Origin of the sequence: Cohnella soli (assembly GCF_042655525.1) — a bacterium.
Taxonomy (GTDB): Bacteria; Bacillota; Bacilli; order Paenibacillales; family Paenibacillaceae; genus Cohnella; species Cohnella soli.
In genome coordinates this window covers 350,360-369,892 of the sequence record NZ_JBHSMI010000029.1, presented here as the reverse complement: position 1 = coordinate 369,892, position 19,533 = coordinate 350,360, and the positions used below count along the sequence as shown (strand labels likewise).

At 53.6% G+C, this 19,533-nt stretch carries 16 protein-coding genes; all 16 read left to right on the top strand.

Annotated elements, in window-relative coordinates; genetic code table 11:
• The first annotated feature begins 238 nt into the window (after positions 1-238).
• Positions 239-1,543 carry a methyl-accepting chemotaxis protein gene (locus tag ACFPOF_RS22035; protein WP_378136657.1) on the top strand — a complete coding sequence of 435 codons (1,305 nt, stop codon included), beginning with the start codon at positions 239-241 and terminating at the stop codon, positions 1,541-1,543.
• A 137-nt stretch (positions 1,544-1,680) separates the two neighbouring features.
• The gene (locus tag ACFPOF_RS22030; RefSeq protein ID WP_378137115.1) at positions 1,681-3,102 is read left to right on the top strand and encodes a stalk domain-containing protein; all 1,422 of its coding nucleotides are present in this window, start codon (positions 1,681-1,683) and stop codon (positions 3,100-3,102) included.
• A gap of 42 nt (positions 3,103-3,144) precedes the next feature.
• Positions 3,145-3,996: a phosphate ABC transporter substrate-binding protein gene (locus ACFPOF_RS22025; protein ID WP_378136655.1), complete on the top strand. Its 852-nt coding sequence runs from the start codon at positions 3,145-3,147 to the stop codon at positions 3,994-3,996.
• A gap of 100 nt (positions 3,997-4,096) precedes the next feature.
• The gene (pstC, locus tag ACFPOF_RS22020; RefSeq protein ID WP_378136653.1) at positions 4,097-5,065 is read left to right on the top strand and encodes a phosphate ABC transporter permease subunit PstC; all 969 of its coding nucleotides are present in this window, start codon (positions 4,097-4,099) and stop codon (positions 5,063-5,065) included.
• Positions 5,062-5,958 (top strand): phosphate ABC transporter permease PstA, encoded by an 897-nt coding sequence (gene pstA, locus ACFPOF_RS22015; RefSeq protein ID WP_378136651.1) that lies wholly within the window; start codon positions 5,062-5,064, stop codon positions 5,956-5,958. Before pstC (ACFPOF_RS22020) ends, pstA (ACFPOF_RS22015) begins: the two co-directional genes overlap by 4 nt.
• Before the next feature lie 138 nt (positions 5,959-6,096).
• Positions 6,097-6,984, top strand: coding sequence for a phosphate ABC transporter substrate-binding protein (locus ACFPOF_RS22010; protein ID WP_378136649.1), 888 nt, complete (start codon positions 6,097-6,099; stop codon positions 6,982-6,984).
• A gap of 79 nt (positions 6,985-7,063) precedes the next feature.
• The gene (gene pstC / locus ACFPOF_RS22005) at positions 7,064-7,966 is read left to right on the top strand and encodes a phosphate ABC transporter permease subunit PstC (RefSeq protein WP_378136647.1); all 903 of its coding nucleotides are present in this window, start codon (positions 7,064-7,066) and stop codon (positions 7,964-7,966) included.
• Positions 7,963-8,850, top strand: coding sequence for a phosphate ABC transporter permease PstA (pstA, locus tag ACFPOF_RS22000; protein ID WP_378136645.1), 888 nt, complete (start codon positions 7,963-7,965; stop codon positions 8,848-8,850). The genes pstC (ACFPOF_RS22005) and pstA (ACFPOF_RS22000) overlap by 4 nt, the downstream gene beginning before the upstream one ends.
• A gap of 16 nt (positions 8,851-8,866) precedes the next feature.
• The gene (gene pstB / locus ACFPOF_RS21995) at positions 8,867-9,628 is read left to right on the top strand and encodes a phosphate ABC transporter ATP-binding protein PstB (RefSeq protein WP_378136643.1); all 762 of its coding nucleotides are present in this window, start codon (positions 8,867-8,869) and stop codon (positions 9,626-9,628) included.
• 35 nt (positions 9,629-9,663) lie between these two features.
• Positions 9,664-10,419, top strand: a complete 756-nt coding sequence (gene pstB, locus ACFPOF_RS21990; protein ID WP_378136641.1) for a phosphate ABC transporter ATP-binding protein PstB — start codon at positions 9,664-9,666, stop codon at positions 10,417-10,419.
• A gap of 25 nt (positions 10,420-10,444) precedes the next feature.
• Positions 10,445-11,104, top strand: a complete 660-nt coding sequence (phoU, locus tag ACFPOF_RS21985) for a phosphate signaling complex protein PhoU (RefSeq protein WP_378137113.1) — start codon at positions 10,445-10,447, stop codon at positions 11,102-11,104.
• A gap of 166 nt (positions 11,105-11,270) precedes the next feature.
• Complete coding sequence (locus ACFPOF_RS21980; protein WP_378136639.1) at positions 11,271-13,544, top strand: EAL domain-containing protein; 2,274 nt, start codon at positions 11,271-11,273, stop codon at positions 13,542-13,544.
• A 120-nt stretch (positions 13,545-13,664) separates the two neighbouring features.
• Positions 13,665-14,915, top strand: coding sequence for an EAL domain-containing protein (locus tag ACFPOF_RS21975; RefSeq protein WP_378136637.1), 1,251 nt, complete (start codon positions 13,665-13,667; stop codon positions 14,913-14,915).
• Positions 14,916-15,047: 132 nt separating this feature from the next.
• On the top strand, positions 15,048-17,729 hold the full coding sequence (polA, locus tag ACFPOF_RS21970) for a DNA polymerase I (RefSeq protein WP_378136635.1): 2,682 nt from the start codon (positions 15,048-15,050) through the stop codon (positions 17,727-17,729).
• A 43-nt stretch (positions 17,730-17,772) separates the two neighbouring features.
• On the top strand, positions 17,773-18,702 hold the full coding sequence (mutM, locus tag ACFPOF_RS21965; protein WP_378136633.1) for a DNA-formamidopyrimidine glycosylase: 930 nt from the start codon (positions 17,773-17,775) through the stop codon (positions 18,700-18,702).
• Positions 18,703-18,826: 124 nt separating this feature from the next.
• Positions 18,827-19,504, top strand: a complete 678-nt coding sequence (ytaF, locus tag ACFPOF_RS21960; RefSeq protein ID WP_378137111.1) for a sporulation membrane protein YtaF — start codon at positions 18,827-18,829, stop codon at positions 19,502-19,504.
• Positions 19,505-19,533: the final 29 nt, after the last annotated feature.

Here is a 19,533-nt window from a genome sequence, read left to right as displayed (position 1 = left end):
TATAAGTAGGCGTGAGTTGCTCGATTTTTTCGTTCAACTGCCTCCTGCGAGCCCTGTCCGGGGATGAGTTGTTCGATTTTTTCGTGTATGTCATCGAAAAAAGCGCTTGAATGTGTCCATGAGAACATTCAAGCGCTTTTTTGCATGCTTTATGTTGCGCCGCCCCAAACTTTACATTCCGTTAACGGTATTCGAACAAATGGATGACACGGATTTGATAGCTTTAGGGGGAGAGGTAATGATTTCCTACATTACGCAGAACCGAGGTGTTCTCTTCATGAGTCCGAGCCTGACCGCATCACCCGAGCTCGCAGACGAAGCCGTCGGGGCAACCGTCGAACCGAGGCCGTCCGTCACGGCACTGAGAGCTCCAGCGGCCGTGCAACAACGGGTAACTACGCCGCAGCAAGCAGCCAAGCAGGCGCAGTCAACGCTTCAAGCAGCGGCGCCTGCGATCCAGGAGCTGTTTCGGCCGATCGTCATGCGCGAGTGGATAAAGAGCTGTCCGGTCATTTCGCCTGACCAGCAAAGCGACGACCTTGTGTCGCTGTTCCGCCGCAAGACGCAATTCGATTGCGTCGTCGTTTGCAACGAGGCCCATCACCCGATCGGTCTGATTATGAAAGCCCGTTTTTTCCGCTTGCTTGGTTCGCTCTACGGTATGTCCTTGTTCGGCCATCGCCCGGTTTCAGAGATGATGGAAACGAAGCCGCTTGTCGTCGATATCGAAGTCGCTCCGCAGGAACTGATTGACAAGGCGCTGTCTCGCGGAGAAGAGACGTTCTACGATGCAGTGCTCGTGACCGACAACGGCAAATTCGTCGGTATTCTGACAGTGAACGACTTGCTGAACGTATCGCGCCTGCTTCAACGTGAAGCGGTCAGCAGACAGCTTCGGACGATTCGCGACACTGAGACGATGATCGGCAGCATTAGCGAATCCGTCGGCAAAGTGACCGGAGCGGCGAACGATACGATCGAATGCGGCGAAAGAATCGCCGAAATTACCGATCAAGGCCGCGAAGAGCTGGACGGCATGCTTCAATTGTTCCGGTTGTGGTCGACGAATGCGGTTAAGCAGGAAAAGGCGATCGAAGAGTTAACCCATCGTACCGCAGCTGCGGACGGCATCATCCGATTGATATCGGATCTTGCAGATCAGTGCAATCTTCTAGCGGTTAACGCAACGATCGAAGCGGCGCGCGCAGGCGAGCACGGCAAAGGATTCGGCGTCGTCGCCCAGGAAATTCGGATGCTGGCCGATCAGACGAAACGGTCCGCCGGCCAAATCGCTTCCCAGCTTCGGTCGATGTCCGAAGCCGCTCAATCCGCGGCTAGACTCGTAAGCGAAGGCAAACAAGGCGCCGATCGCGGATTCGGTCAAGTCAAGAAGACGGAGGACGCGTTCGCGCAGTTGTGGAGTTCTTCCGAGCTAAACCGGGAAGCGGCTTCGAGTCTGATCGAAGCATCGCGCGAAGCGGAAAACACGTCCAGCGAAGTGCTCGAAGCGTTCAAGAAATTGATGCGCCAGTTGCAAGTATGACAATTTTCGACACATAACTCAAAGGTCGGTTAAATTTAACAATTCGCATACGAAACTCGAATAAACGCTTTACAAATCGATAATATACTAAACCTAGTAAATGATTCCTACCATATTCAGAAGGGTGATCAGTGTCGATGTTGCTAAAAAAAGCGTCTATTGTATCTGTAATCGCGTTAGCCGTAGGGGTATCCGCCGTGTCTGCGGCGTCCGCAGCTCCGGTCGCGACAGCAACGAAAGCAAGCGCGGTTAAGATTTCGAAGTTCGGTTATATCGTGAACGGCGTTCCGGTCAGCTTGAGCGTGTTTTTCGAAAAAGGCAGAACGCTCGTATCCGTAAAAGAACTGAGCGACAAGCTTGGCGCAGACATTCAATCGGCTAACGGCGTCGTTACGGTTAAGCTGAACGACCATGTCGCAACGTTTAAGGCTGGCAGCAATGAACTGAACGTAGACGGCGTAGCGGTAAAATTGGACGTTGTCGTGAAGTCAGTGAACGGGTCGACCTTCATCGATATGAGAGATTTCGTAGGCGCGCTTGGCGGTTCGTTCAACAAAGACGTGACGGGCGCTACTTGGATCGACGCGGATCTCGTATCGGACGTCGACCACGTACAATGGGCGAACGCTTCGAAGTTGATCGCTTCCCAAGAAACCGAGACAGGGCGCATCGACTACCTCGTTGACGCCGTAACCGGTCAATATACGAAATTGCTCAATGCGGCAGACGCTTCGGATCTGGTCGTGGCTCCGAACGGCGACAAAGCGGCTTACACGAATGCGGCAGGCGAAGTGTTCGTCATCGACCTCGCTTCCAAAAACGCCACGAAAGTAAGCACGGACACGTCGATCAAACCTGAACTCGTATGGGCTGCGGATGCTTCGGCGATCTACTTCCTTCAAGGCGACAAAGGCAGCGTCATCGCGAAGCTGGATCTTGCTGACGGCAAGATCACCAAAATTCTCGAAGACAAAGTCGATTACAAATCGAACCTTGACGTCTCGACTGACGGCAAAACGTTCACGTATGCTGTGACGAAACCGGGCGCGGTCGTAGCTGACGCTAATAAGCCGGTTGAGGACGATGACGTGGCGATCGACATGAAAGGCACCGAGCCTCAATTGTTCCAATTCGTTGTTGACCCGGCTGTCAAAGATGCTAAAGCGGTGCAATTGACGACGTCGACCGACGACAAAGTATTCATCCATGCAGCGGCAGACGGATCTTCCGTTACATACGTCAGCGCAAGCGACGATGCGAACGTGAAATCCAAATTGCTGCAAGTCGGCAAAGACAAAACGGTTAAAACGTTGTTCGATGCGAAAGACGTCTATCAAGCGACGCTGTCAAACGGCAAATGGTACTTGCTCACCGAAGGCGACGGTTCGAGCCAATCCGTATACGAAGTGAATGCGGCTACCGGCTCCGCCAACGTAATCGGCACAGTATCCGAAGGCGTAACGGAAATCGTCGCGAAATCCGGTGCACCGCTCGCAGTCATTAACGACGGCATTCTGTCCGTGAATGTCAACGGCCTTTGGAAGCCGACATCCCGCTAATAATAACTGAATTTTCTAAAATCGAGAGGAGAACTTCCATCCATGAAATTATTCAAATCGTTAACGGTTGCCGCTATGGCGATCGCGCTCGTCACTTCTTCCGTATCCGCAGTCGGAGCAGCTAGCTCCCTTAGCGGCAAAATCGTTATCAACGGCTCTTCCGCACTTCTTCCACTGACGCTTCAAGCTACCAGCGAATTCAAGAAATTAAACCCTAAAGTAAAAATTTCCGCTTCCGCCGCTGGTTCCGTTACAGGCCCGCAATCGGTACGCAAAGGCATTGCCGACATCGGCGCAGTTGACTGGGACGCTTCCACGGACGTACCGGGCTTCAAGAAATTCGACGGCCAAGTGCCGCACAAAGTCGCTGTCATTCCGTTCGCTGCTGTTGCGAACAAAAACGTCGGCGTAAGCAACTTGACGACGAAGCAATTGCAAGACATTTTCTCCGGTAAAGTAACGAACTGGAAAGACGTTGGCGGCTCCGACGCCGATATCATCGTTGTAAACCGCGCTTTCGGTTCCGGTACTCGCGTTAACTTCCAAATGAAGGCGCTGCAAGGCACGGACTTCATTACGAAAGGCAGCAACTACAAAGAAGTTAAATCGAGCGGCGACATGAAAACGGCCATCGAAACGACGCCTAACGCAATCGGCTACATCGACCTCGTATATGTGACGAGCAACATGAAAGCTATGCAAATCAACGGCGTTTCCGCAACGGAAGCGAACGTCATCAACGGCACGTACAAAGTATGGGGCTACGGCTACTACATGACGAAGGGCGAAGCGACGGGCGCAACGAAAGCGTTCATCGAGTACGTCCAAAGCGCTAAATTCCAAAACGGTTCGCTGAAGAAGCTGAAATTCATCCCGATTTCCGCGATGAAGTAGTAATATACCGTTCGGCAGCATAGACACAACTCAACTACAGCGGAAACCAGCGCGGCAACTGAAGCCAAGCTGGTTTCTGCATGAAAGGAAGACGATACCGATGTCAATGGAGTCAACTGCTCCTGCGCGTCTCCCGACTGCCGGGACTTCCGAGCTCGGCGGCAGCATCAAATCCGGATCAGGCAAATCGTTCGACCGGAAAAACAGGCTTTTGTTCTATAACCGACTTTTCAAAATTGCATGTATCGCGAGCGCCGCATTTGTATGCATCATTTTATTCGGCATTTTGTTCTTCATGTTCCGAACCGGCGTACTAACGTTCCAAGACGTTTCGCCCGCGACGTTTTTCCTGTCTACGGACTGGACGCCGGAGAACGACAGCTACGGCGCGCTCGTGTTTATATTCGGCACGTTTGCTCTGACTGCCTTAACGCTGGTCATTTCGGTGCCGCTTTCGATTGTCATCGCGGTGTTCCTGGCGGAGATGGCGCCGAAATGGCTGCGTAATTTCCTCCGCCCGGTGCTCGACTTGCTCGTCGGCATTCCGTCGGTCGTATACGGTTTTCTCGGCATGACGATCTTGATTCCACTGCTCAGAGACGTAACCGGTACGAATATGGGAGACGGTATCCTCGCAGCTGCGATCGTGCTCACGATTATGGTGCTGCCGACAATCAGCCGCATTAGCGACGACGCGATCAGCGCCGTTCCGCGCAAATATAAGGACGCTTCCTTCGCACTCGGCGCGACGAGATTCCAGACGGTGTTCAAAGTCGTCATACCGGCGGCGAAAAGCGGCATTATGTATGCGGTTATCCTCGGTATGGCGAGGGCAATCGGCGAGACGATGGCAGTCGTTATGGTCATCGGCAACACGCCTCAGATCGCGAATGCGCTCTTTAAGCCAACTTCGGTGCTGACAAGCAACATCGTTATGCAGATCGCCAACGTACCGTTCGATTCAACCTGGAACTACGCGCTTTATATGATGGGATTTATTTTGCTCGTTATTTCGCTTCTTATGATCGTGCTAGTTCGACTGCTTCAGCGTAAGGGGGCACAACCATGAGCGTCGCGGCTAACGCAACGAAAAGCCCTTTCCAGACAGGCAAAGGTTGGAATCGCGCCAAAAACAAAGTGTTTACCGGTTTCGTATGGCTCGTCTCCGCGCTCGTCGTCTTGTTTATTTTCGGTTTGTTGTTTCTCATACTTAAAAAAGGCTTGCCGAGCTTAACATGGGATTTCATCCTCGGTTTGCCAAGCGAGATGGAAGAAGGCGGCGGCATCGGTCCGGCATTGTTCAACTCCTTCTACATGCTCTTCATTTCTTTGCTCATTTCCATTCCGCTTGGTATGGCGGCAGGTATCTACCTCGCCGAGTTCGCGCCGGCGAACAAGCTGATCGCATTCGTGCGCATCTGCGTGGAAGGTTTGGCTTCCGTCCCTTCGATTATTTTCGGTCTATTCGGTATCGCGCTATTCGTCGAAATGATGGGCATCGGCCTGACGATCATCGGCGGAGCGGTTAGCCTGGCCTTCCTGAACTTGCCGGTCATGACGAGGGTGACGGAGGAGTCGATCCGCGCCGTTCCGAAAGAATTGAAGCAAGCTTCGTTCGCGCTCGGCGCCACTCATCTGCAGACCATTCGCAGAGCGCTTATGCCGACGGCGATGAGCGGACTCATAACGGGTATTTGTTTGGTAGCCGGTCGTGCGTTCGGCGAGAGCGCGGTTATTATTTTAACGGCAGGGGTTACGACTTCGGGCGAAATGTGGGATTTCAATTTGCTCTCTCCGGGCGAGACGCTTGCTGTCCATCTCTGGTACGTACAATCGGAAGCCATCGTACCGGATGCGGTGTCGATCTCCGACAAAGCGGCAGCCGTGCTCGTATTCATCATCCTGATGTTTAATATTGTGTTCCGGATTCCTCTCTGGATCAAAGAGAGAAAAAATCGTTAATCTGTTGTGAGAAATTGTTAATGTTCAGGGGAGTGTTTTTACATTGCGTTAACATTAGTCAGACATTCGGTTAATCGTTCGACTCTACAATAGGTTCTGTAAGCCAAATCGATAGAGTTGGAAGGGGAACCTACTAGAATGAAAAAACCTTTGTTGCTGACGATGGCCCTGACGTTGACGTTGACACTTGCCGCATGCGGCAAAAGCAATAATAGCGGAAGCAATGCAAGCGGGGATCTTTCCGGATCTTTCCTTGCGAGCGGATCTTCCGCGCTGCAGCCTCTCGTAGATCAAGTTTCGAAGAAATTCATGGACGCGAACTCCGGCGTATCGATCCAAGTACAAGCTGGCGGCAGCGGCACAGGCTTGACGCAAGTGTCTGAAGGTCAATCGCAAATCGGCAACTCCGACGTATTCGCGGAAGAGAAGCTTGATGCGGACAAAGCGAAAGAACTCGTCGATCACCAAGTTGCAGTCGTCGCGATGTCGGCAGTCGTTAACAAAGAAGTGAGCGTCGACAACTTGACGAAACAGCAACTGGTCGATATTTTCACGGGCAAAGTGACGAACTGGAAAGACGTAGGCGGCAACGATCAGAAGATCCAAATCATCAACCGTCCGTCCAGCTCCGGTACTCGCGCTACGTTCGAGAAATTTGCGATTGGTCAGAAAACGGAAGATCTGCAAGGTTCGATTCAAGAAGATTCGTCCGGCACGGTTAAAAAATTGGTCGGCGAAACGCCGGGAGCGATCGGTTACTTGGCACTGTCTTACTTGGACGACTCCGTTAAAGCAGTGAAATACGAGAACGTGGAAGCAACTGCGGACAATGTGGCGAACGGAACGTATCCGGTATGGGCTTACGAGCACATGTACACGAAAGGCGAACCGGATGCAGCTGTAAAAGCTTTCCTGGATTACATGGTAAGCGATGAAATTCAAAACGGCGACGTAACTGAGCTTGGCTACATCCCTGTTAGCCAAATGAAAGTGAAGCGCGACGCTACCGGCAACGTTTCGAAATAATCGCAATTCCATATATCCTGCGCCGATCAAGAGGCAGCCCGGCTAGCCTCTTGATCGGTTTGCGTAAAGGGAGAGGCCTATGGCTCGAACGTCTGAACGACAACATGCGAAGCCGCATCTTGCGGAGGAATGGGTCGGCAAGATTTATACGCTCTTGTGTATCCTGTTTCTCGTTACAACTATTTGTTCCATCGTTTACTTCGTCGCTTCCAAAGGGCTAAGCACGTTTTTCGTCAATGGCGTGAACGTTATCGACCTGGTGACGGGATTAAAGTGGGCTCCCGAAGGGGAACCGCCTTTACTCGGCGCTCTTCCGTTTATTTTCGGTTCTTTCAGCACTTCTATTCTTGCCGCAATAATCGCGGCTCCGCTTAGCTTCTGCGCGGCGGTGTTTATGATCGAAATCGCTCCCCGCAGCGGCCGCAAATATTTGCAGCCGGTCATCGAACTGCTTGCGGGCATTCCGTCCGTTGTCTACGGCTTCGTAGGCCTGAGCGTCATCGTGCCGTTTTTCCGTAACGTATTCCCTGGTCAAGGCATCGGGGTTGCGGCAGGCGCACTTGTCCTGTCGATCATGATTCTTCCTACCATAACGACGATAGCAACCGATGCGTTGTCCGCGCTGCCGAAAGGGCTTAAAGAAGGTTCTTTCGCGCTCGGCGCAACGCGTTGGCAAACGATATATCGCATCGTGCTTCCGACGACGCTGCCCGCTTTAATGACGGGTATCGTACTTGGCATCGCGAGAGCGTTCGGAGAAGCGCTCGCCGTCCAGATGGTCATCGGCAATGCACCGCATATTCCGCGGTCGCTTTTCGAATCGGCCTCGACGCTGACGAGCGCGATTACGCTCAGCATGGGCAATACGGCAATGGGGTCGCTTGCGAATAATGCCCTATGGTCGCTAGCGCTCATCCTGATGCTAATGACGTTTATCTTCGTCTTTATCGTACGCTGGCTCGAAGGGAGGAAGGCATCATGAACGCGAAAACAGCGGATAAAATCGCAACAGGCGTATTCGTAACGGTCGCAGCATTTATCGTTCTATTGTTGGCGGGCTTGCTCGGGTATATTCTGTTCCGCGGCGTCGGTCATATTAGCTGGCACTTCCTCACCTCCGCGCCGGAAACGATTCGCAAAGGCGGAGGCATCGGCCCGCAGTTGTTCAATTCGGTGTTCTTACTCGTATTAACGATGTTGATTACGATTCCGATCGGGCTTGGCGCGGGCATCTATATGAGCGAATACGCACCGGCGAATCGAGTGACCAACGCTGTTCGCCTTATCGTTGAGGTACTGTCGTCCGTTCCATCGATTATTGTCGGTTTGTTCGGCTTGCTCGTCATCGTTAACTTGTTCGGTTTCGGGTTCTCGCTCTTCTCGGGCGCGCTAGCGTTAACGGTGTTCAACTTACCGCTCATGGTGCGCATTACGGAACAAGGTTTGAAAGGCGTGCCGCGCGAGCAGAAGGAAGCGAGCCTTGCGCTCGGCTTATCGAAGTGGAAGACGATAACGTCCGTCATGCTGCCGATTGCGTTGCCGGTCATTCTGACAGGCACGATCTTGTCGGCGGGACGCGTATTCGGCGAAGCGGCTGCGCTATTGTTCACAGCGGGTATGAGTTCGCCAAGACTGGACTTTACCAATTGGAATCCGTTCAGCCCGTTCTCGCCGTTGAACCCGTTCCGTCCGGCGGAGACGCTGGCGGTTCATATTTGGAAAATCAACTCCGAGGGGCTTGCGCCAGATGCCGGCCAAATCGCCGCAGGCGCATCCGCGGTGCTCGTCATTACCGTTCTGCTGTTTAACTTCGGCGCGAGATGGCTCGGCCGTTATCTGTACCGCAAATTCACGGCGATCAAATAAATAGGAGGTTACCGACATGAGCCAGAACACCGGATTATCTGCCGTTAACCTTAGCGTCGCTTACGGGGAACGGGTAGCTGTCAAAAACATTTCGCTTTCTTTCGAAGAGAAGCAGGTCACGGCGTTGATCGGCCCATCCGGCTGCGGCAAGTCGACGTTCCTCCGCAGCTTGAATCGAATGAACGATCTGATTCCGGGCTGTAAAGTGACGGGAGATATTTGGATCAAAGATAAAAACATCAATAGCCCGACAACAGACGTCGTATCGCTCCGCCAACGGATCGGCATGGTGTGGCAGAAGCCGAATCCTTTCCACAAGTCCATCTACGAGAACATTGCCTTCGGTCCGCGTTATCACGGCACGAAGAAGAAAAGCGAGCTGGACGCCATCGTCGAGCAGTCGCTTCGCAAAGCGGCGCTATGGGACGAAACGAAAGATCGGCTGCACAACTCGGCGCTTGCGTTATCCGGCGGTCAGCAGCAGCGGCTGTGCATCGCGCGTTCGATCGCGGTCAAGCCCGACATCATTCTGATGGACGAACCGGCTTCCGCGCTCGATCCGGTATCGACCGCCAAAGTCGAAGAGCTGATCGCGGAACTGAAGCAGGATTATTGCATCATTATCGTAACGCACAACATGCATCAAGCGGCTCGCGTATCGGATAAGACGGCATTTTTCCTGAATGGGGAAGTCGTGGAATACGATGCGACGACTACGATTTTTACGAATCCGCATAAACCGGAAACGAACGATTACATTACCGGGCGGTTCGGATAAACGGGTTTTCCACCAACTGACGAGGAGAATCGGCTATGAACTCCATTATCGAAATCAATGACCTGGATTTGTTTTACGGGGAATTTCACGCGCTGAAGCATGTCAACATGGAAATTCCGGAGAAGGCGATCACGGCTTTCATCGGACCGTCCGGCTGCGGCAAATCGACGCTGCTTCGGACGTTCAACCGAATGAACGACATGATTCCCGGAACTCGCATCGAAGGCAAAGTAGAAATCGCGGGCACCGACATCTATTCGAAAGAAGTAGACGTCGAGACGCTTCGCAAGCGCGTCGGAATGGTGTTTCAACAGCCGAACCCTTTTCCAAAATCGATATATGACAATGTCGCTTACGGCCCAAGACTTCATGGCATCTCCGATCGCAAGAAGCTGGACGAGATCGTCGAAACAAGCTTGCGATCGGCAGCGCTCTGGAACGAAGTAAAGGATCACTTGAAGCGTTCCGCGAACAGTATCTCCGGCGGTCAGCAACAGCGGCTGTGCATCGCCCGCGCCCTCGCGGTCGAGCCCGATATTCTGCTGATGGACGAAGCGACTTCTGCGCTCGATCCGATCTCCACGTTAAAAATCGAGGAGCTTGCGCAGGAATTGAAAGACCGCTACACGATCGTCATGGTCACGCATAACATGCACCAGGCGGCGCGCGTATCGCAACAAACCGTGTTTTTCCTGAACGGGGAAGTCGTCGAGTATTCGGAGACGGAGCAACTGTTCTCCAACCCGACCGATCAACGCACGGAAGATTACATTAGCGGACGGTTCGGCTGAAACCGGGAGAGGATGAATTCGGATGATGGTAAAACGTTTGGAATTCGATCACGGCTTGGAAGAAATGACGAAATTACTCGCGGAAATGGGCGATCGGGTAGAGAAGGCGCTTATCGATTCGATGGAGGCGCTCAAAAACAGCGATGCGGAAAGCGCCAAAGCGATCGTCAAATCGGATATTCAGCTTAATCAGTTGGAGGAGAAAATCGGCGAGATCGGCGCGAAGCTGATTGCTACGCAGCAGCCGGTTGCTAAAGACTTGCGCCGCATTCTGATCGCTTTCAAAATTTCGTCCGACCTCGAGCGCATGGGCGACTTGTCCGTCGACATCGCAAAAGTCGTTATTCGCTTGGACGGTCAGCCGCTAATGAAGCCGCTTATCGATCTGCCTCGTATGGCGGAAATTGTTGCGGTTATGATTCAAGAATCGCTGCAATCGTACGTGGACGAGAACATCGACCTCGCGTACAAAAGCGCGAAAGATGACGATCAAGTCGACGCGTTGTATGCGCAAATCATTCGCGAAATGCTAACGTTTATGGCTGAGAATCCGAAAATCGTCAGTCAGGCCATGCTGCTCAGCTTCGTCGGCCGCTACATTGAGCGGATCGCAGACCATGCTACGAACATTGCGGAGAGCGTCGTTTATTTAATGACAGGCAAACGTCCGGACCTGAACCAATAATATACAATTTGCTTGTAGTGCCCCAAAAACCGCCAATGAAGCATTGGCGGTTTTTTGCCTTACATTTACGCAGCGTTAACAAAGAGCCGCATTTCCGCGAACAGAATTATGTTACTTTTTGTATATTGATGTCGAACGCAATCATCTGGACCGGAGGCGTGGAGGCATGATCCAAGAAATGGAAAGTCACATGACATCGCTGGCGGCAGGTTGGGCAGACGAACATGGCGAATGGCAGGCAAGCGGTCTTTTTCTGCTTAGGTGGGAGAGAGGTCAACAAGCCGAGTGGACGGGCAGGGGGCAAGCCCGAGTTCGTCGATCGCTCGAAGCGATCGCGCTGCGTCTCGTGAAGGTAACGGACACGTTAACGCAATGGAACGTAAGCGAGACGACATTAACGTTAGCGGTAGCTTTCCCGGACGTAGAAGATGGGGACGCAGGAGCGGCAGAAGCTGAGGCGGGCAGAATGGCTTTCTTGCTCCGGGATATGGCGGTTCGCGTCTTGAAAGAGCACCGATTGCCGGCTTCGCTTGAGCTTGGCAGTTCGCTTCGTTGCGGGTTCGCCTGGATCGTGGAGGCGAATGCCGTCCGAGGCATGCACGCAACGATGTCTATGAAAGCTTGGGAAAGCGCAATTATTGGCGCATACGAGCGCGCGTGGCAGCAGTTGACATTCGCGGGAGGGCCGATCGTTCGGCTGCCGCTGTCCGAGATGGGCATTCATCCGGCAGAGGAAAATGTCGATGTCCGCTACCGGCCGATCGTCTCCCTTCTGGACGGCTCGCTTTATGGCTACGAAGCCATTCCGGTCAGTCGGAGGAACGGTGCGGAGATCGATGCGAAAACGTTCTATGAGCTGGCAGATCACGACGGGAGGCTGTTCGAGAACGATCGCAAGTTCCGGGAAGCAGCCATTCGAGGGTTCCCTTCCCGCAACGGGGATATTAAACTATTCCTTCCCGTGCCGGCCAAAATTATTTACGACCCAAGGCTATATCCCGGCAGCACGCTGAGAAGAATTGAGGCTGCGAATCTGCGCAGCGAACATGTTGTGCTGGTCCTTGTTGGAGGAGGGGACGAATCAGTTGCAACGGCGAAGGCCGCGCTGAGCCACTACCGCACGCAAGGGTTCCGAATCGCCTTGCCGGGCGTCCAGCCGAACATGTCATCCCTGCGTCGAATGAAGGATCTCCATCCGGATTACGCGACTATCGATGTCGGCGGGAGCGACGGCAGCTCGATCGATTCCGTAGAGGAAAGTTTGTTGCAAGCATTGATCGCCATTGCGAGAAAAGAGCAGATCGTCTTGATCGCAGGAGGGTTGAACCGGGAAGACAAACTTCCCGCGCTCATAGACGGCGGCGTGAATTATGCGCAAGGCGCATGGATCGGGAACGACCACGAAGGATACGTTTCATCGGGCCAAAAGGTCGGTCAAGCCATCCGTCAGCGGGTGAAAAGGAAATACAAAGGGGCGTCCGGCGCGTTGTCGGAGCTTGCGTCCCCGGTCATGCAGTTCAGTCGGGACGCGCAAGTGTCGGAAGTATCGAGATATTTCGAAATGCACCGAGTGGAGCAAGGCATCGTTATAACAGAAAACGGCAAGCCGGTCGGCTTACTTATGAAAGAAAAGCTTCATCAGCTTCTGTCCGGACAATTCGGCTTGCCGCTCTACTGGAACCGTTCCGTCGGCAAAATCATGGATGCGCATCCGATGATTGTCGACGAATCGATATCCGTCGATCAGGCATCGCAGATGGCGATGGCCCGCGAACCGGACAAGCTGTATGATGCGGTTATCATTACTCGGGAAGGTATCGTGACGGGAATTACATCGATTCAGGCGTTGCTCGAGTGGGTAACGAAAACGCGAATGGCGGACGCGCAATGGGCGAATCCGCTGACAGGATTACCCGGCAACGAACCGATTCGAAGGGAAATCGTCCGCAGGCTGGCGGATGGCCGTCCGTTCGATGTATTGTACGCCGACTTGGACCATTTCAAATGGTATAACGACCATTACGGCTTCCAACGCGGAGACGACGTCATTCGTTATACCGGAGAAACGTTGCTTGAGACGGTCAGGGCGAGAGAGACGGCGGAAAGTTTCGTCGGCCACATCGGTGGGGACGACTTCATAGCGATCTGCTCGGGCGCAGATGCGGAAGAACTGGCGGCCGACATGATCGCAAGGTTCGAACGAGGCATCGCTGCATACGAGGACAAAGGGCGAGTCGCTCCGATCGAGGACCGGTCTGGACGGGCGGTTGAGGCGACCGGTCTATCGATGTCGATATCGCTGCTGCGCTGCGAGTCGTCGGAAGGATTGACGCCGGAGACGTTGTCGGAGAAGGCGGCGCTGCTTAAGAAAAAAGCGAAGAAAATCGCGGGCAATTCGATCGTTCAGGAAAGGCTTGGCTTGCGGAATCAGTTGGTTTGATGCAATCGAATTTAATCGGGTATTAACAAAATATGTCGGTCGCGTTTACATCTATTTGATACATTACAGAAGACGGTTTAGGCGATATGATTCAATATGCGGAAGATGGTGGCTACTCGAATGAATACGTCATGGTTTGGTTTGGAGCGCTCGTTGGAGCGAGCGACCCATCATCGATCGATCGGCATTATCGGCATCGATCTCCACGAACGACCGAGCGCGCTTACTTCCGTTAATCGGGATGACGGCTACGGATGGCCGGAATGGTTGGATGCGTCCATGGGACGTGGGGATATTTGGTACGGAGACGAAGTCGGCGGACATCTGTGGCTGTATGCGGTTATGCCGGAGGGGATCGCCGAAGAGGAAAGCGAGCCGTATTTGCGCGGTTTGGCCCGCCGCGTGCGGGAGGCGATGATCGCGGAAGCGGGAAGCGGAGCTTCGATCTCTTCTTTGAATGATAACTCGTCCGCATCTTATTTGCGCTCTCGAGAGCGGGGCATCGGGTGTGCCCGATTGCGGGATTGGTCGACGTCCAGTGCGAAAGACATCGTCTATGAAGGCGTTCAGAAGGCGATGATGCAAATGCGGGATTCTCGAGTCGATCAGCAGGATTGGGACTTGCGGCTCGAGCTAGACCGGTTGCTTGCGGAAAGCAGCATCCGCAGCGTCTATCAGCCGATTATGCGGCTCGTCGATGGGAAAACGTTCGGTTACGAAGCGTTGACCCGCTGCCCGGAAGGCAGCTTGTTTGATGGACCTCTCGCTTTGTTCCGCTATGCGGAGAAAAGTAATCGGGCGTTCTCGCTCGATCGTCTCGCCAGGGAGAAGGCGATCAGACATTGCCCGACGCTTGGCTCGCTTCAGAAAATTTTTATTAACGTCACGATGGGTATCATGAACGATCCGCATTTCGTGTCGGGCCAGACGATTCGCCTGTTGACCGAGCGCGGGCTTTTTCCGGGTCAAGTCGTTTTTGAATTGACGGAAAGAAGTTCGATCGACGACTTCGAAGCGGCGAAAAAAATATTGGCGCACTACCGGAGCCAAGGGTACGAGATCGCCATCGACGATGCGGGCGCGGGTTATTCTTCCTTGCAGTCGATCGTAGAGCTGAGCCCTGATTATATTAAGATCGACCGGTCGCTTGTCCGAATGGCCGATCAGGACGAAATGAAGAAACATATGCTGCGCACGTTCGTGCGTTTCGCGAAGAAGATGAACATCCGCACGGTAGCGGAAGGCATCGAACGGCCGGAGGAGCTGCGACTGCTCAGGGCGATGGGCTTCGACTACGCGCAAGGTTATTTGATCGGCAGGCCAAGCGAATATCCAGCCGCGATGTATCCAGGAGCACTCCCCAAAGCTTAATTGGCTTTGGGGATTTTTATTGTGACACTTGGAGTTAATCGCTATCGTTTTCGTTCGTTCGGGGTGCGACCCGTTAAGGCATATGGTAAAATGATTTTATGCGAATTTATGACGGTGAGGTGGACGAGCGGCATGAGCAACGGAAATAACAAAACGGACAAGCTGGTGTTGATCGACGGCAACAGTATTATCTTTCGCGCGTTTTACGCGCTGCCTCCGCTGACGAATAGCAGCGGCTTGCATACGAACGCTGTGCTCGGATTTACGACGATGCTGCTCAAAGTGCTCGAAGAAGAGAAGCCGAGCCATGTGCTCGTCGCTTTCGACGCGGGCAAAGTGACGTTTCGCCACGAAGGCTACGCGGAATATAAAGGCGGACGTCAGAAGACGCCGCCGGAGCTATCGGAACAATTTCCTCTATTGAAGGAACTGCTGCAGGCGTTTTCGATTCCGCAATTCGAATTGGCGGGTTACGAAGCGGACGATATTATAGGCACTCTTTCGAAATTGGCAGAAGACCAAGGCAAGTCGGCGGTTGTCGTGTCAGGGGATAAGGACATGCTGCAACTGGCGTCCGATCATGTTAGCGTGCTGATTACGCGCAAGGGCGTCAGCGACGTCGAGCGTTACACGCCGGAAGCGATCGGAGAGAAGTATGGGATATCGCCGGCGCAGATCATCGATCTGAAAGGCCTTATGGGAGACGCGAGCGATAATATTCCCGGCGTCCCTGGCGTTGGGGAGAAAACGGCGCTGAAGCTGTTGCAGGAGTTCGGCACAGTCGAGAATGTGTTGGATCGCGTGGAAGAAGTCAAAGGTAAGCTCCGCGACAATATCGAAGCCAACATGGACAGCGCTCGCATGAGCAAGAAGCTGGCGACTATTTTCCGCGAAGTGCCGCTCGAACGAACGCTTGATGATATCGTGTGGAACGGCTACGAGAACGCTTCGCTCGCGACAGCGTTCCGCAAGCTCGAGTTCCGAGCGCTGTCCGAACGGCTTAATCTCGGTGAGGCGAACAAAGAGGAAATCGCGTTATCGGCGGAAACGGCGTCGAAGTACGATGTCGTCAGCGTCTCTGCGGACGGTTGGGCTGGCCTAAATGATGCTTTGTCCGAAGCCGAGGCACTTATCGTCGAAGCTTATGGCGATAATCCGCATCAAACGGAAGGCATCGGTCTTGCGATCGTTGCGGGCACGACATGTTACGTCGTACCTTTCGCTGAACTCCGATCTCCGGAAGCCGTTCCGTTCATCCAGTGGCTTGAAGATGAGAGCGCTACGAAAACGGGCTATGACACGCATCGCTCGGAGCTGGTGCTGGCGCGTAGCGGCATCGCCTTGCGCGGGCAGACTTTCGATGTGCAGCTCGCGGCTTATTTGCTCGATCCGACAGAAGCTGATCCGTCGTTGCACGGCTTGCTGCAGCGACTGAACTTACCGCCGATTCTATCCGACGATTCGGTGTACGGCAAAGGCGCGAAATTCCGCGTTCCCGCTGAAGCGGAGCTTGCTAAACATCTCGCGGCGAAAGTGGATGCGGTTCGCCGATTAAAATCGCTTCTCGCGGAGAAGCTCGAGTCTCTTCGCATGCACAATCTGTACTACGAACTTGAACTCCCGCTGTCCATTGTGCTTGCTGGAATGGAGAAGCAAGGGATTACGGTTAATGCGAACGCGCTTGCCGAACTCGGCACCGAGTTCCAACGCCGGATCGAGGAGACGACTAACGCGATCTATGCCGCGGCCGGCTTCGAGTTCAATATCGGTTCGACGAAGCAACTCGGCGAAGTGCTGTTCGACCGTCTTGAACTTCCGGTTGTTAAGAAGACAAAGACAGGCTACTCGACCGATGCGGAAGTGCTCGAGAAACTCGAGCCTTACCACGAGGCGGTTCGTCTGATCGTGCATTACCGCCAACTGTCGAAGCTGCAGTCCACCTATATCGAAGGGCTTACGAAGGAGATTCGTCCGGAAGACGGCAAAATTCATACGTTCTACAAGCAGACGATCGCGGCTACCGGCAGATTGTCGAGCCAATTCCCTAACTTGCAGAACATCCCGATCCGTCTGGAGGAAGGCCGTCAGATCCGTAAGGCATTTGTGCCTTCGGAGCCGGGCTGGAGCATTTTAGCCGCCGACTACTCGCAGATCGAGCTGCGCGTACTCGCGCATATTTCCGGAGACGAAGGGCTAAAAGAAGCTTTCCTTAAAGGAATGGACGTTCACACAAAAACAGCGATGGACGTATTCCGCGTGGAGTCGAGCCAGGTGGACGCCAACATGAGACGTCAGGCGAAGGCGGTTAATTTCGGCATCGTCTACGGCATCAGCGACTACGGCCTTTCCCAGAACTTGAATATTACGAGACGGGAAGCCGCAGAGTTTATAGAGCAATATTTCCAAGCATTCCCGGGCGTCAAACGCTATATGGTCGATATTGTGGAAAAAGCCCGCAAGGACGGCTATGTGACGACGTTGTTCGATCGCCGCCGGTATTTGCCGGAAATCAACCATTCGAACTTCAATTTGCGTTCTTTCGCCGAGCGGACCGCGATGAACACGCCGATTCAAGGCACAGCTGCCGATATTATTAAGCTGGCGATGATGCGGATGAGCGAAGCGCTGCGGGATCGCGGATTGCAAAGCCGCATGCTGCTGCAGGTGCATGACGAATTGGTGTTCGAAGTGCCTGCGGACGAGCTCGAGATTATGAAGGAACTCGTTCCCGAAGTGATGAGCAAGGCCTTGCCGCTAGATGTTCCGCTGCTTGCGGACGTAAGCGTCGGCACGAATTGGTACGAAGCGAAATAAACGGCGAAATCGCCGAACAACATCATAGAAGGGGCGAAGGTCGATGCCGGAATTACCGGAAGTGGAGACGGTTCGTCGGACGCTTAATGAGTTGATCGTCGGCAAGACGATCGCGGGCGTGACTGCAACGTTGCCACGCATTTTGCAGAAGCCGGATGATCCGCAAGCGTTCGCCGCCATGCTGGAAGGAAGAACGTTTACGTCCGTCGAAAGGCGTGGAAAATTTCTCCGCTTCGTTCTGGATGGGCTCGTGCTCGTCTCACATCTTCGGATGGAGGGGCGGTTCGGCGTATACCGCGAGGATGAGCCGACGGAGAAGCATACGCATGTCGTGTTTCATTTTACGGACGGAACGGAACTTCGATATAAAGATGTGAGGCAGTTCGGCACGATGCATCTGTTCTTGGAAGGAGAAGAATTAAGGTCGCCTCCGCTGAATAAACTGGGATTGGAGCCTTTGGAAGGCGGATTTACGCCCGATGCGTTCCGCCTCGCGCTTGGCCGCCGGTCGACGAAAATCAAGCCGCTTCTGCTTAATCAAGAAGTAATCGTCGGTCTCGGCAATATCTACGTGGACGAAGCGCTGCACTTGGCAGGCATTCATCCCGAGAGACCGGCAGATGAACTGACGAAGAGCGAGCAGGATCGGCTACACTCTGCTATTGTGCAGACGTTGGCTGCCGCGGTGGAAGCCGGAGGCTCCTCCATTAAATCTTATGTGAACGGGCAAGGCGAGATGGGCATGTTTCAACATGCGCTGAAAGCTTACGGAAGAACAGGGGAGCCCTGCCTGACTTGCGGTACACCGATCGAACGCACTGTCGTCGGTGGACGGGGCACCCATACTTGCCCGGTATGTCAGAAAGGCCCGAGAAACAAATCGGCCGCGCAAGACGTCTCCAGAGGGGATGCTGCCAAACGTTACGTACGGAACAATGCGGTCAAACAAAGGCTGGACGGCTCGTCAGAATAGGCATTCGCATAGAAAAAAACGCCGATATCGGGGCAATCCCCTGTTCCTGTGCATAGGATGAACAGAACCTGACGGCTTTAGCGTGCTCGCCAGGTCAGCATCCAATGCAGGGGGAACAGAAATGATGGCACCTGTCGCATCGCTAGTTCTATTGTCCGTCGCCGTTAGCCTGGATGGTTTCGGCGTCGGCATGACGTACGGCGTTCGCAAAATCAAAATTCCGCTTCCTTCAGTCGTAATCATTTCTATCTGCTCCGGTCTCGTTATTTTTCTATCTATGATGCTCGGCGTCGCACTGACGAAGTGGTTGCCTCCGCACGGTGCATCGGCGCTTGGCGCGGTCATTCTGATCGGTATCGGTGTCGCAGCTCTTATGCAGCTTATTCGGGGAAGAGGCGCTGGGAAGTCGGAGGAAGAAATACGGCGTGAAGAGGCGCCCCCTACGAACGGAGAGCAGGCGCCCGTGCTAAAGATCGAGCTGAAGCTGTTTGGCTTCATCGTGCAGATCTTACGTACGCCGTCCGCAGCGGACGTCGATCGTTCGGGCATAATAAGCTCTGGCGAAGCGTTCTTCCTTGGTCTGGCGCTGTCGCTTGACGCGTTTGGCGCGGGGATCGGGGCGGCATTGCTGGGGTTTCCACCGGGAATTACGGCGTGTCTTATTGCGTTCTCGAGCGGATTGTTTCTATGGTCGGGGACGAGAGTCGGTTACTGGGTGTCGGATTGGCGCTGGGTGAAGCATTTGTCCGCGATGCCAGGTATTATTCTTATTGCCATGGGCATATTCAAGTTGTTCGTATAAAACCTCTATAAGCCATATTTACTTAAAGG